Origin of the sequence: Rathayibacter sp. AY1F2, assembly GCF_002930885.1 — a bacterium.
Lineage (GTDB): Bacteria > Actinomycetota > Actinomycetes > Actinomycetales > Microbacteriaceae > Rathayibacter.
Genome location: NZ_PSVG01000024.1, coordinates 1 through 13755 on the forward strand (window position 1 = coordinate 1; position 13755 = coordinate 13755).

Genomic DNA, 13755 nt, shown 5'->3' on the forward strand with positions numbered 1-13755 from the left:
TCGTCCAGTGCTGCACCCGGTCGCCGAGCCTCTCGGAGCAGATCGCCCGCGTCGACCGGCTCGCCGTCCGCGACTGGCCCGTCGGCTTCCTCTGGGGATCCGCGACCGCCGCCGCCCAGATCGAGGGCGCCGGCCACGAGGGCGGCAAGGAGGACAGCATCTGGGACGCGTTCTCCCGCGTCCCCGGAGCGGTCGCGAAGGGCGACACCCCCGAGGTCGCGGTGGACCACTACCACCGGATGCCCGCGGACGTGCGGCTGATGAAGGAGCTGGGGCTCGGCTCTTACCGCTTCTCGGTCAGCTGGGCGCGCGTGAAGCCGGGCGACCGCGCGGTGAACCCCGAGGGCCTCGACTTCTACTCCCGCCTGGTCGACGAGCTGCTCGGCGCCGGCGTGCTGCCGTGGCTCACCCTCTACCACTGGGACCTCCCGCAGGCCGTCGAGGAGACCGGCGGCTGGGCGAACCGCGACACCGCCGAGCGCTTCCGGGACTACGCCGAGGCCGTCTACGAGAGCCTCGGCGACCGGGTGCAGCACTGGACGACGTTCAACGAGCCGTTCTGCTCGACCCTGCTCTCCTACGGCGCGGGCGTGCACGCCCCCGGCGTGATCTCGCAGCAGAAGGCCCTCGCCGCCGTGCACCACACGCACCTCGCCCACGGGCTGGCCGTCTCGACGCTCCGGCAGCTCGGAGCGCAGAACCTGGGCATCACGCTCAACCTCTCGAACGCCGTCCCCGACGACCCCGAGGACGAGGCCGACCTCGACGCCGCACGCCGCTTCGACGCGCTCCAGAACCGGATCTTCCTCGACCCGCTGCTGCGCGGCGAGTACCCCGAGGACCTGCTCGAGGACGTCGAAGGGCTCGGGCTCGACGAGCTGCTCGTCGACGGCGACCTCGATCTCATCTCGCTCCCGCTCGACTTCCTCGGCGTGAACCACTACCACGACGACAACGTCTCGGCGCATCCGCTGCCGGCCGGAGCCGACGACTTCGCCCAGGCGACCGACCGCGAGGTCGGCTCCCCCTGGGTCGGCTCCGAGTTCATCACCTTCCCGTCGCGCGGTCTGCCGCGCACCGCGATGGACTGGGAGGTGAACCCCGACGGGCTGCGCTACCTGCTGACCCGCCTGGGCCTGGAGTACGAGAACCTCCCTCCGCTCTACGTGACCGAGAACGGCGCCGCCTACGACGACGTCGTCGAGGACGGCCGCGTGCACGACGCGGACCGCACGCAGTACGTGCTCGACCACGTCGAGAAGGTCGCCGACGCGATCGACCAGGGCGCCGACGTCCGCGGCTACTTCGTCTGGTCCCTCCTCGACAACTACGAGTGGGCCTGGGGCTACGAGAAGCGCTTCGGCATCGTGCGCGTCGACTACGACACGCAGGAGCGGATCGTGAAGGACTCGGGCCTGGTCTACTCCCGACTGCTCGGCGGCAGCGCCGCGGCGATCCTGGACTGACCCGTGAGCGAGCCGACGGGCGTCCGCGGCGGGGGCCGCTCCCCCACCCTCGAGATGGTCGCGGCGCGGGCCGGAGTCTCGCGCGCGACGGTCTCGCGGGTGGTCAACGGAGCCCCGCAGGTGGCGGCCGAGATCGTGGCCGCCGTCGAGAAGGCGATCGGCGAGCTCGACTACGTGCCCAATCACGCGGCGCGGATGCTCGCCTCGCGGCGCACGCAGTCGATCGCGCTGATCGTGCCGGAGTCGACCGCGCGCGTCTTCGCGGACCCGTTCTTCGCCTCGATCGTGCAGGGCGCCGCGATGCGCCTGGCCGACACGGACTACACGCTCTCGATGCTGATCGCGTCCGAGACGGACGGCGAGAAGACGCGGCGGTACCTGCTCGGCGGCAACGTCGACGGCGCGCTCGTGGTCTCGCACCACTCGGGCGACCACTCCTACGCGGCGCTCTCGGGCACGCTGCCGATCGTCTTCGGCGGCCGACCGCTCTCGCCCGACGAGCGCGGCTCCTACTTCGTCGACGTGGACAACACGGAAGGGGCGGCCGTCGCCACCGCGCACCTGATCGAGCGCGGCCGGCGCCGGATCGCCACCATCGCGGGCCCCGCCGACATGCCGCCGGGCGTCGACCGCCTGATCGGCTGGCGCGGCGCACTCACCGACGCCGGCCTCGCCGACGACCTCGTCGAGTGGGGAGACTTCTCGCCGGCGAGCGGCACCGAGGCGATGCGCCGCCTCCTCGCCCGCGACCCCGACCTGGACGGCGTCTTCGCCGCGAACGACCAGATGGCGGTCGGCGCCTACGCCGCCCTCCGCGAGGCCGGCCGCCGGATCCCCGAGGACGTGTCCGTCGTGGGCTTCGACGACGATCTCTTCGCGCGGAACGCCGTCCCCGCGCTGACCACCGTTCGCCAGCTCCCCGACGAGCTCGGCGCCCGCATGGTGGAGCTGCTGACCGCCCGCATCGAGGGGCTCCCCGTGGAGCACCGCACGCTGATGCCGACGTCGCTGGTCGTCCGCGCCAGCAGCTGACGCCGGCCCGCGACTGTCCAGGAGTCGTCGCAGTCGACGCCGAGTGCGACCACTCCTGCGTAGTCGGAGGGCTCCGCGTGCTCGATCGGATGCGGACCGGCGGGCGGATCCGGACGGTGGGGCGGACGCGGGCGGCGGGGCGGGGATGGACGAGCGGGTCGATCCGTCGACGGGGTGCGTCACGGTCGCCAGCCGTGGGCCACGAGAGCGGCACGGAGCTCGGCGATCGTGCGCGCCCTGCCCCGGGTCAGACCCTCCGCGCGGACGACCACGACGATCCAGCCCGCGAGGTGCAGGGCCAGGAGCCGTTCACGATCGCGTGAGAACTGCGCGTCGTCCGTCCGGTGCTGGCCGCCGTCGTACTCCGCCACCACCTTCCACCGTTCGAAGACCAGATCGCCGACCGCGAGCAGTCGGCCGCCGATCCTGATCTCGGCGTTCACGTCGGGCGCGGGCAGTCCCGCCTCCTCGACGAGAGCGCGGAGCCAGGTCTCCCTCCGCGAGGCGGCTCCGGTCGATGCCAGCCGCAGAGCCTCAGCCAGGCCGCGTCGGCCCCGGCCCCGATGGGAGGCCAGGCGGTCCTGCAGCTCGTGAAGCCGGACATGGGGACGCGGATCGTCCCGGCGCGGGTAGCGCGGCTCGAACAGGAGGTGGTCCGTCGCCGCGAGGAGATCGCGGGCGGACAGCAGTGGCGCGAGCGCGATCCACGTCGACACCGCTCCCGTCACCGGCAGGCCGTGCCGCTCGACCCTGTCCGTCTCCGTGAGGGTGTGGCCGATCACACCCCGGGTCCTGGGGGGCCGGTGCGGCGTCGTCGCCGCCACGTGGATCGGATCGTCCTCGCCGGGTCGCGCCGGGAGCGGCACTCCCCAGGCTTCGGCCGCGGTCAGGTGGGAGAAGAGCTGCCAGGGCCGCAGCCGCGGCAGGTAGGCGGCGGCTCGTTCCAGGTGCGTCACGGGCGCCACCCGGGTGCGCACTCCGTGGAAGGGGCTGGCCAGGGCGGGAGTGCGCAGTCGGGCGTCCGTCACCCCTGCGCGGAGTGCCGCTCGCCGGGTGAAGGCTCCGAGGTCGGTGCTGGACATGCCGCGATTCTGGCGGTCCGTGATCCTCGTCCGACTCCCGCGATCCGCATTCTGTGGACGAACCCCTGATCCCGCACCTGGGGAGGCGCGCCTCCCACCACGACTGTCCAGGAGTTGTCGCAGTCGGCGTCGAGTGCGACAACTCCTGGACAGTCGGAGCGATCGATGTCGAGTGCGACACCTTCTGGACAGTGGGAGCCGGCTGGTGCGCAGGAGTCGCGGGGGTGGCGAGCGAGGACGGCGACGTCTGAGGAGTCGAGAGGGCCCGCGTCAGAGGAAGAGCGGCGCCGGGTCGAGGGCGGCGAAGCGGCGGCGCATGACGGCGACCGCGTCGGCGTGCTCGTCGACAAGGACGAAGCGGCGGCCGAGAGCGTGCGCGACGGCGCCGGTCGTGCCGGAGCCGGCGAAGAAGTCGAGGACGGCGTCGCCCTCGCGGCTGGACGCCTGCACGATGCGGCGGAGGATCCCCTCCGGCTTCTGCGTCGGGTACCCGGTCTTCTCGCGGCCTGTCGGCGAGACGATCGTGTGCCACCACACGTCGGTCGGCCGCTTGCCGCGCTCGGCCTTCTCGGGGGTCACCAGGCCCGGGGCCATGTACGGCTCGCGGTCTACAGCGGCGGAGTCGAAATGGTAGCCGCGCGGGTCCTTCACGTAGACGAGGATCGTGTCGTGCTTGGTCGGCCAGCGGCGCCTGGCCTTCGCTCCGTAGTCGTAGGCCCAGATGATCTCGTTGAGGAAGCACTCGCGGCCGAAGAGCGCGTCGAGCAGCACCTTCGCGTAGTGCGCCTCGCGGTAGTCGAGGTGGAGGTAGAGGGTGCCGTCGTCGGCGAGCAGCCGCCACGCCTCGGCCAGACGCGGCTCGAGGAACGACCAGTAGTCGTCGAAGCGGTCGTCGTAGCGGAGCAGGTCGCCGCGGATCCGCTCGTAGCTGCGCCCCTTGAAGCCGGCGATCGTGCCGGTGGTGGAGCGCACCGATGTGGTCGAGGTGCGCACCTGCGCCCGGCCCGTGTTGAACGGCGGGTCGAGGTAGACGACGGTGAAGGCCCCGTCGGCCAGTTGCGGCAGGACCTCGAGGTTGTCGGCGTGGAACACCGCGCTCCGCGACTCCGGGACGCCGTCCGCGATCTGGATCGTCCTGGGCACCCGGCAATTGTGCCAGTGCGCGCGAGCCCGGCGACACGCTCCGCGCCTCGCGCCCGCGCTCGACGGGTGCCGGGGAGGCTCCGGCGTAGAGTGGCGCGATGATCTCCGAGGTGCGCCACGACGAGGACTCGTCCCGCTACACGCTCTGGCTCGACGGCGAGACCGTCGGAGTCGCGGACTACGCCGTCCGCGGCCGCGACGTGGTCTTCCTCCACACCGAGATCGCGCCCGAGCACCGCCACGAGGGCCTCGGCGAGACCCTCGTCGAGGCGGCCCTCGACGACGCGCACGAGCGCTTCGGCGGGCGCATCGTCCCGGCCTGCCCGTTCGTCGCCGAGTTCATCGCCGAGCACCCGGACTACCAGGAGCTCCTCGCGAGCTGAGGGGCGCCCGCCGGACCGGCCCGCCGCGTTCCGCTCCGGGTCCACGCGCCGGCGACCGCCGCCCCGGACCCGCCGGTCAGGGGACGCGCCGCAGCCACTCCGGAGTCGAGTACTTCGTCCGCACCAGCTCCTCCGCCGCCGCGTACTCCTCCTCGGTCAGCGTCCCCGCCTCGCCGCCGTGCAGCTGCACGAAGGTCGCCTTCATCCGCTCGATGATCTCGGCTCGGCTGAGCCCGGTCTGGCTGCGCAGCGGGTCGACGCGCTTCACGGCGGAGGCGATGCCCTTGTCCGAGAGCTTCTCGCGGCCGATCCGCAGCACCTGCACCATCTTCTCGGCGTCGATGTCGTAGCTCATGGTCACGTGATGGAGGACGGCGCCGGAGCCCAGGCGCTTCTGCGCGGCGCCGCCGATCTTGCCCGAGGGCGAGGTGATGTCGTTGAGCGGCTGGTAGACCGCGTCGATCCCGAGCGACTGCAGCGCGCTGACGGCCCACTCGTCGAGGAAGGCGTAGGAGTCGGCGAAGGTCAGCCCCTGGACGAGGTCGCCGGGGACGTAGAGCGAGTACGTGACGACGCTGCCCGCCTCCATGAACATCGCGCCGCCGCCCGAGATGCGGCGGACCACGTCGACGCCGTACTTCGCCGCGTTGTCGAGGTCGACCTCGTTGCGGAGCGACTGGAAGCTGCCGATGACGACGGCGGGCTGGTCCCACTCCCAGATCCGCAGCGTCGGCTCCCGGCGGCCCTCGCCGACCGCGGCGGTCAGCACCTCGTCGAGCGCCAGGTGGGTCGCGGGAGGGACGGCCCGGTCGTGCACGATGCGCCAGTCGTAGTCGCGCCAGCTGGTCGCCTTCTGCAGCGAGCGGCGGATCGCGACCGCGACGGCCTCGGGCGTGAAGCCGAGCAGGACCGCGTCGGCCGGGAGCGCCTGCCGGATGGCGGCGGCGATGGACTTCGCGTCCGTCTCGGCCGGGAGGCCCACGACCGCGCGATCGATGTCGTCGAGGGCCGTGTCGGGCTCGAGGAAGAAGTCGCCCGCCAGGCGGAACCCGGCGAACCTCCCGTCGACCACGTCGAGGTCGACGACCACGAGCTTTCCGCCGGGGACCTTGTACTCGCCATGCATGACGCCAGCCTAGGCGCGAGCCGGGGCGGGGAAGCGCTCGCCCAGCCACTCCACGAGATCGGCCGTGACCTCGGCCCGGTTGAGCTCCTGGAACAGCTCGTGCCGCGCCTCCGGGTACACCCGCACCGAGACGTCCGTGTACCCGGCCCGCCGCCGGTAGGCCTGGGCGAGCGCGCGCACCGACCGCTCGCCGCCGAGGGTGTCGTCGGCGCCCACGACCAGCAGCAGGGGCAGCGGATGCTCGGGCCCGCGCTTCGGGCGGCCGACCAGCCGCAGGGTCTCGACCAGCCCGATCCGCTTCGCGAGCGGCGTGGTGAAGGTGAGGGGGTCGTCGTGGAAACGCTGCCAGACCTCCGGGTCGCGGGAGAGCCACTCGAGGCCGAGACCGCCGGCGACGCGGTGCCGCTTCGCCAGGTCGCCCGCGTTCATGTGCCCCGGGAGGCGGTAGGCCGTGCCGCTCAGCACGAGCGCGGCGTAGGCGCCGGAGTGGTGGTCGACGATCCGCTGCGCCATGAGCGACCCCCAGGAGTGGCCGAGCAGCACGATCGGCACTCCTGGGCTCTCCTCCGCGAGCAGCTCCGTCAGCCGGAGGATCGCCGCCTCGGTCGCGCGCAGGCCGCCCGGCCCCAGCAGTCCGAGCCGGGAGGAGTCGCCGCCGTGCTGCTCGAGGCCGGTCCGGCCGTGCCCGCGGTGGTCGTCCGCCGCGACCGCGTACCCGGCGGCGACCAGCGCCTCCGCCAGCTCGACGTAGCGCCCCGAGTGCTCGCCGACCCCGTGGGCCAGCTGCACGATCGCGCGGGGCGAGGGGTGCGGCCACAAGCGGTAGTGGATGACGACGCCGGAGGCGTCCTGGAAGGTCCTGTCGACAGCGGCGCCGGTCATGGTGACCAGTGTGGCGCTCCGGCCGCTGGGCGCGAGGGACCCGCGGAGAACTGAGAAGATACTCACGATCCATCGGCGGGCACCCTGCTCGTCACGGTGCCTCGCTACCTTTTCCCTTGACGAGCGACCCCCGCGACCGTCCCCCGACCCCCCCTTCACGAGCGAGGCCAGCCCCTTCATGACCGTATCGCCCCTGATCTGGACCCTGACGATCGTCTTCATCGTCCTGCTCCTGCTCTTCGACTTCTTCTTCCACGTCCGGAAGGCCCACGAGCCCACGCTGAAGGAGTCGTCGATCTGGTCGGCGCTCTACGTCGGCATCGCCGTGCTCTTCGGGCTCGGCGTCCTCGTCTTCGGCGGAGCGACGCCCGGATCGGAGTACTTCGCGGGGTACATCACCGAGAAGGCCCTCTCGGTCGACAACCTGTTCGTCTTCCTCATCATCATGGCGAGCTTCAAGGTGCCCCGCGCCGACCAGCAGAAGGTGCTCCTCTTCGGCATCGTCTTCGCGCTGATCGCCCGCACCGGCTTCATCTTCCTCGGCGCCGCACTGATCAACTCGTTCGCCTGGGTCTTCTACATCTTCGGCCTGATCCTGCTGCTGACCGCGTTCAACCTGGTCAAGCCGGGCGACGACCACTCCAGCGACAACGTGATGGTGCGCCTGGCCAAGCGGATCTTCAAGACGAGCGACCAGTACGACGGCGACAAGTTCTACACGCACATCGACGGCAAGAAGGTCCTCACGCCGATGATCCTCGTCATGGCGGCGATCGGCGGAACCGACATCCTGTTCGCCCTCGACAGCGTGCCGGCGATCTTCGGCCTCACCAGCGACGTGTACCTCGTCTTCACGGCGACCGCGTTCTCGCTGCTGGGCCTGCGCCAGCTGTACTTCCTCATCGACGGCCTGCTCGACCGCCTCGTCTACCTCAGCATCGGCCTCGCCGCGATCCTCGCCTTCATCGGCGTGAAGCTGATCCTGCACGCGCTCCACGAGAACAACCTGCCGTTCATCAACAACGGCGAGCACGTGGAGGTCTTCGAGATCGGCACCGGACTGTCGCTCTCGGTCATCATCGGCGTCCTCGTGATCACGGTGATCGCCTCCCTCGTCAGCCCCAAGGGCCGCCGCATGGCCGCCGAGGCCGCCGAGCGCCGCCGCGTGGCCGAGGCCGCGGGCGCGGACGTCGACGCGACGCACTGAGTCGTCCTGTGCGCCGCGGAGCGGCGCACCGCGGTCGGCTCCCCTAGGCGGTCGGGTCCCGGAAAGCGGGTCCCGACCGCCTAGGACGATCCGCTGACACGCGGATCCCCCGTTCGGCTCGACCGACCGCCGCGAAGCGGCGCACCGCAGTCGGCTCTCCTAGGCGGTCGGTTTCCCGAGAGCGGGTCCCGACCGCCTAGAACGATCCGCTGACACGCGGATCGCTCGTTCGACGGGCCGTCTCGTGCGCCGCAGGGCGGCGCACCGCAGTCGGCTCCCACGGGCGGTCGGGTTCCCGAGAGCGGGTCCCGACCGCCTAGGAGGATCCGCTGACACGCGGATCCCCCGTTCGGCTCGACCGAGCACCGCACGCCGGTGCTCCGCAGTCAGCTCCCCTAGGCGCTTAGGTCCCCGAGAGCGGGTCCCGACCGCCGAGAACGTCCCGCCGGCTCGATCGCGGACTCCGCTCGCGGAGGGTCAGCGGGCGCGGTAGCGGTGCTCCGGGCGGCCGGTGGTGCCGTAGCTGAGGGTCATCTCGACGAGGCCGCGGCCCGCGAGACCCGAGAGGTAGCGCTGGGCGGTGGCACGCGAGATGCCGGCGCGCTCGGCCACCTCGAGGGCCGACAGCTCGGCGCCCGACTCGGCCAGACGCGCCAGGACGAGCTGCTCGGTCGCCGAGCGCGAGGGCTGCGCGGCGGTCGCGTCGCCCGAGTGCAGGATGCGCAGCGCCCGCTCCACCGCCTCCTGATCGGCCGCGCGGTCCTCCCGCAGCACGTTCCGGAACCGCACGTACGCGTCGAGGCGCTCGCCGAGCAGGCGCGCCTCGAACGGCTTGATGAGGTACCCGAGCGCCCCCGCGTGCAGGGCGCGCCGCACCGTCGCCCCGTCGGAGGCGGCGCTCACGATGAACGCGTCGGTGTCGAGCTCGCGGAGCAGCGCGATCCCGCTCTGATCCGGCAGGTGCACGTCGAGCAGCAGCAGATCGGGCGCGTGCTCGGCGACGGCCGCCCGCGCCGCGCGCGCCGTGTGCACCGGAGGAAGGGCCGTCAGCCCCTGCCGCGCCTCGACCAGGTCCGCGTGCAGCTGCGCGACCCGGAAGTCGTCGTCCACCACCAGCACCGTGCGCTCCCGCGCCGTGTCCGCGCTCATGACCCGTCCCCGTCCTGCTCCGGCGGCAGCACCGCTCCGGGGAGGCGCGCGCACAGCACGGCCCCCGACTCCGCTCCGCCGGCGTCCGCCAGCCAGACCTCGCCGCCGCGGCGGGCGGCCACCTCACGGCACAGCGGCAGGCCGAAGCCCCGACCGTGCACGCGTCCGTCGTCCTCGACGGGGTCGCCCGCGCCGGCCCGGTCGAACAGCGAGTCCGGATCGAGCACTCCGTCGCCGGAGTCGGCGACCGTCACGAAGAGCGCGTCGCCGTCGTCGAGCAGCTCGACCTCGACGAAGCGCACGTCGCGCCGCCCCTCGACCGCCGCGCGCACCGCGTTGTCGACCAGGTTCCCGACCACCGTGGCGACGTCCTCCGGCTCGACGACGGTGCCGCGCACCAGCGTCTCCTCACCGAGCGTCAGCAGCACGCCGCGCTCGGCCGCCTCGATCCCCTTCGCGCCGACGAGCGCCTGGAGGTACGGCTCCTGCAGCCGGTCGGCGTGCTGCACCGGGTACTTGAGCGGGCCGCGGGTCAGCACCTCGTCGAGGTAGTCGCGCGCCGACGCGGTCCGCCCCGCATCCAGCAGGCCCGCGACCACGTGCAGGCGGTTGGCGAACTCGTGCCGCTGCACCCGGAGCGCGTTGGTCATCGCGCCGACCGCGTCGAGGCGCCGGCTCAGCGCGGCGAGGTCGGTGCGGTCGCGCAGCACCACCACCACGCCCAGGTCGCGGTCGCCGCGGGTCACCCGGCGGATGTCGACGTAGACGATGCGGGAGCGGACGACGAAGCCCTCCTCGCCTCCGGGGCGGGGCGGCTCGACGGAGTGCAGCGCGGCGCCGATCGCGTCGGCCAGCGGAATGGGCAGGTCGAGCTCCGCGAGCGGCCGCCCGTGCAGCGCCCGGCCGGTCGGGTCGTCGGAGCCGAGGATCGCGGCGGCCCGCGCATTGCAGACGCCGACGCGCCCGTCGCGGTCGAGCGCGAGCACGCCCTCGTCGACCCCGTCGAGCACGGCGGCCTGGTCCTGCACGAGCGAGGTGAGCTCCTCCGGAGCGAGGCCGAGCGTCAGGCGCAGCAGGCGGCGGCGGATGAAGACGGAGGCGACGGCGGCGAGCACCAGCCCGGCGAGCGCCGCGGCGAGGACGCCGAGCAGCGCGGTCGGCAGGTCGGTGAAGACGCTGGAGCGCGCGAAGCCGATGCTGACCTCGCCGACGACCCGCTGCTCCCCCTCGGCGAAGACCGGGACCTTCGCCCGTGCCGACTCGCCGAGCGTGCCGGTGCCCCACGAGACGCTCTCGCGCCCGGCGAGCGCCTCGTCGGGGCTGGTCGAGACCCGCTCGCCGAGGCGGTCCTCGTCGGGGTGGGCGAGGCGGATGCCCTGATCGTCGGTGATCACGACGAAGAGCGCGCCGGTGCGCTGCTCGACGGCGGCGGCGAGGTCCTCGAGCGGTCCGCCGCGCAGCTCCGAGGCGGCGGGCGCGCCGGGCACCGCGGAGGACGCGGCGACCGCGTCGCGCACATCGGGGTCCTCGGCGACGGTGCGGGCGATGGCGAGCGCCGTCCCCTCCGCCTCGCCGCGCAGCTGCTGGACGCTGAGCGCGGTGACGAGCCCGGCGCAGACCAGCACGGCGGCCGACACCGTGGCGAGCTGCAGGACCAGGACGTGGGTCGCGAAGCGCATCGGGGCCTCCTCGCCGTCGTCGTGCGCAGAATGCGCAGAAGCCACACTATGCGCAGATGTCGCCGTAATGAGCGATACCCCGGCGCCGGACGCGGAGCTGCCTAGGGTTTCCACCATCTCCCGGCCGGCTCTCCCGCCGAGCGCGGGCGGAGGCACTGGACGAAGGAGTCAGCTGTGTTGGTAGTACTCGGTTTCACCATGATCCTGGCCTTCATGGCCCTGATCATGACCAAGCGGCTGACGCCGATGGTCGCCCTGATCGTCGTGCCGACGATCTTCGGCCTCTTCGCGGGCGCCGGCCTCGGCATCGGCGACATGGTCCTCGAGGCGATCGGCAGCCTCGCGCCCACGGCCGCGCTGCTGATGTTCGCGATCATGTACTTCGGGATCATGATCGACGTCGGGCTCTTCGACCCGCTGATCCGCTTCATCGTCCGCGCGCTCGGCGACGACCCGGCGAAGGTCGTGCTCGGCACGGCGCTGCTCGCGGGTGCGGTCTCGCTCGACGGCGACGGCTCGACCACCTTCATCGTCACCACCGCCGCGATGCTCCCGATCTACCTGCGCCTGGGGATGAACCCGGTCGTGCTGACCTGCGTCGCGGGCCTGGCCAACGGCACGCTCAACATCGTCCCCTGGGGTGGACCGACGGTGCGCGCCGCCGCGGCCCTCCAGGTCTCGCCGAGCGAGATCTTCGTGCCGATGCTCCCGTCGCTCGCGGTGGGCCTGGCCGTCACTCTCGTCTTCGCCTGGTTCCTCGGGCTCGGCGAGCGCCGCCGCCTCGGCTCGCTCGCGCTGGCCGAGCCGATGCTCGAGCAGGAGCTCGTCGGCGCCGGCCGCGGCTCCTCCTCCCGCTCGGGCGGCGCCCGCACCGGCGGCCTCGCGGCCCTGACCGGGGGCATCCGCACCGTCGCCCGGGAGCGCTTCTCCTTCCTCCGCGGTCCCCAGGCCCTGCGCGGAGCCCAGGTGGCGGTCGCCGCCCGCGTGCAGGCCGACGACGCCGACACCGCGATGGCCGACACGATGCTCGACCCCGAGCGCGAGACGCTGCGCCCGAAGCTGATCTGGGTGAACCTGGTCCTGACCCTCGCGGTGATGACGCTGCTGGTCGCCGACATCCTGCCGCTGCCCTACGTGTTCATGGTCGGCTCCGCGGTCGCCCTGCTGATCAACTTCCCGAAGATGAAGGACCAGGCGGCCGAGATCGTCAAGCACGCGCCGAGCATCGTGGGCGTCGTGTCGATGGTGCTGGCGGCCGGCGTGCTGATCGGCGTCCTCAACGGCACCGGCATGGTCGACGCCATGGCGGAGTGGGTCGTCGCGGTGATCCCGCCGGCGCTCGGCCCGTTCCTCGCCGTGATCACCGGCGTGCTCAGCATCCCGATGACCTTCTTCATGTCGAACGACGCGTTCTACTACGGCATCCTCCCCGTGCTCTCCGAGAGCGCGGCGAACTACGGCATCTCGCCGGTCGAGATGGCGCGCGCCTCCATCACCGGGCAGCCGGTGCACCTCCAGAGCCCGCTGGTCCCGGCGATCCTCCTGCTCGTCTCCCTCGCCGCGGTGAACCTCGGCGACCACCACCGCAAGGTGCTGTGGCGAGCGGTCGTCGTCTCGCTGGTCATGCTCGCCGTCGGCGTACTGGTCGGCTCGATCCCCTTCGGCTGAGGTCGGCGGAGCGGAGCGCCGAGCGATCGGAACGAGGACGGGACCTTCTGCTGCGGCGGGGGTCCCGTCCTCGTTCCGCGGCTCGGTCCCGCAGCCCGCGCTAGCGCAGCAGCGGCGCCAGGTTCTCGGTCCAGACGTCGGAGCCGACCTTGAGGATGAGGGCGCCGACCACGACGAGGAACGCGACCCGGATGAAGCGGCTGCCACGAGCGACGGCCATCCGCGAGCCGAGGTACGCGCCCGCCACGTTGGCGGCGCCCATCAGGAGGCCCAGCAGCCAGATCACGTGCCCGCCCGGCACGAAGTAGAGCAGGGCGCCGAGGTTGGTCGCGACGTTGACGATCTTCGCCTTGGCGCTGGCGAGCAGGAAGTCGTAGCCCAGCGCGGTGATCAGGGCGATGATCAGGAAGGTGCCGGTGCCCGGTCCGATCAGGCCGTCGTAGAAGCCGATCAGGAGTCCCAGCACGGCCGCCGTGACGAGGTGGCGCCGGCCCGCGTGCTTGAGCACCGTGACGCTGCCCAGTGCCGGGCGGGCGATCGTCACGACGGCGACCACGATCAGCGCGACGACGATGATCGGCTTGAACACCGCGGCCGGGAGGAGGCCGGCGAGCGTCGCGCCTCCGTAGCTGCCCGCGAGGGCGACCGCCGCCATCGGCAGCGCGGTTCGCAGATCGGGCTTCGCGCGCCGGTAGTAGGTGATCGCGCTGGTGGTCGTGCCGAAGATCGAGGCCAGCTTGTTCGTGGCGAGCGCCTGCACGGGCGAGATCCCCGGCACGAGGAGCAGGGCCGGGAGCTGGAGGAGGCCGCCGCCGCCCACGACCGCGTCGATCCAGCCGGCCGCGAAGGCGGCGAGGATCATCAGCGCGAGGACGGGGAGTCCGAGATCCTCTGTGAAGGTCAGCATCGGTCGGAAGCGTACGCGAGCACCGCGACCC

General features: G+C 72.4%; 12 protein-coding genes. 5 read left to right on the forward strand and 7 right to left on the reverse strand.

Going from position 1 to position 13755, the window contains the following annotated elements:
* Positions 1-41 precede the first annotated feature (41 nt).
* Both C5C54_RS15005 and C5C54_RS15010 read left to right on the forward strand, forming a co-directional pair.
* Positions 42-1466 (forward strand): GH1 family beta-glucosidase, encoded by a 1425-nt coding sequence (locus C5C54_RS15005; RefSeq protein WP_104288694.1) that lies wholly within the window; start codon positions 42-44, stop codon positions 1464-1466.
* A 54-nt stretch (positions 1467-1520) separates the two neighbouring features.
* Positions 1521-2498: a LacI family DNA-binding transcriptional regulator gene (locus C5C54_RS15010; protein WP_104225165.1), complete on the forward strand. Its 978-nt coding sequence runs from the start codon at positions 1521-1523 to the stop codon at positions 2496-2498.
* 179 nt (positions 2499-2677) lie between these two features.
* On the opposite strand, the gene C5C54_RS15015 is transcribed toward C5C54_RS15010, so the two are convergent.
* Entirely contained in the window at positions 2678-3580 is a 903-nt protein-coding gene (locus tag C5C54_RS15015) for a hypothetical protein (RefSeq protein ID WP_104233161.1), read from the reverse strand.
* Positions 3581-3850: 270 nt separating this feature from the next.
* Positions 3851-4723: a site-specific DNA-methyltransferase gene (locus tag C5C54_RS15020; protein ID WP_104288682.1), complete on the reverse strand. Its 873-nt coding sequence runs from the start codon at positions 4721-4723 to the stop codon at positions 3851-3853.
* A gap of 98 nt (positions 4724-4821) precedes the next feature.
* Here C5C54_RS15020 and C5C54_RS15025 point away from each other — a divergent pair, with 98 nt between their 5' ends.
* Entirely contained in the window at positions 4822-5106 is a 285-nt protein-coding gene (locus tag C5C54_RS15025; RefSeq protein ID WP_104233160.1) for a GNAT family N-acetyltransferase, read from the forward strand.
* A gap of 76 nt (positions 5107-5182) precedes the next feature.
* On the opposite strand, the gene C5C54_RS15030 is transcribed toward C5C54_RS15025, so the two are convergent.
* The gene (locus C5C54_RS15030; RefSeq protein WP_104225162.1) at positions 5183-6232 is read right to left on the reverse strand and encodes a biotin/lipoate A/B protein ligase family protein; all 1050 of its coding nucleotides are present in this window, start codon (positions 6230-6232) and stop codon (positions 5183-5185) included.
* A 9-nt stretch (positions 6233-6241) separates the two neighbouring features.
* Positions 6242-7114 carry an alpha/beta fold hydrolase gene (locus C5C54_RS15035; RefSeq protein WP_104288683.1) on the reverse strand — a complete coding sequence of 291 codons (873 nt, stop codon included), beginning with the start codon at positions 7112-7114 and terminating at the stop codon, positions 6242-6244.
* 178 nt (positions 7115-7292) lie between these two features.
* Here C5C54_RS15035 and C5C54_RS15040 point away from each other — a divergent pair, with 178 nt between their 5' ends.
* The gene (locus C5C54_RS15040; RefSeq protein ID WP_104223866.1) at positions 7293-8321 is read left to right on the forward strand and encodes a TerC family protein; all 1029 of its coding nucleotides are present in this window, start codon (positions 7293-7295) and stop codon (positions 8319-8321) included.
* 477 nt (positions 8322-8798) lie between these two features.
* Here the strand turns inward: C5C54_RS15040 and C5C54_RS15045 are convergent, their stop codons facing one another.
* Positions 8799-9470 carry a response regulator gene (locus C5C54_RS15045; protein ID WP_104262727.1) on the reverse strand — a complete coding sequence of 224 codons (672 nt, stop codon included), beginning with the start codon at positions 9468-9470 and terminating at the stop codon, positions 8799-8801.
* Positions 9467-11149, reverse strand: a complete 1683-nt coding sequence (locus C5C54_RS15050) for a sensor histidine kinase (protein ID WP_104288684.1) — start codon at positions 11147-11149, stop codon at positions 9467-9469. Before C5C54_RS15050 ends, C5C54_RS15045 begins: the two co-directional genes overlap by 4 nt.
* Positions 11150-11347: 198 nt before the next feature.
* Between C5C54_RS15050 and C5C54_RS15055 the strand changes: the two genes are divergently transcribed.
* Positions 11348-12817, forward strand: a complete 1470-nt coding sequence (locus C5C54_RS15055) for a CitMHS family transporter (RefSeq protein ID WP_104233156.1) — start codon at positions 11348-11350, stop codon at positions 12815-12817.
* A 100-nt stretch (positions 12818-12917) separates the two neighbouring features.
* Here C5C54_RS15055 and C5C54_RS15060 read toward each other — a convergent pair whose 3' ends face one another.
* Positions 12918-13724 carry a TSUP family transporter gene (locus tag C5C54_RS15060; RefSeq protein WP_104223862.1) on the reverse strand — a complete coding sequence of 269 codons (807 nt, stop codon included), beginning with the start codon at positions 13722-13724 and terminating at the stop codon, positions 12918-12920.
* Positions 13725-13755: the final 31 nt, after the last annotated feature.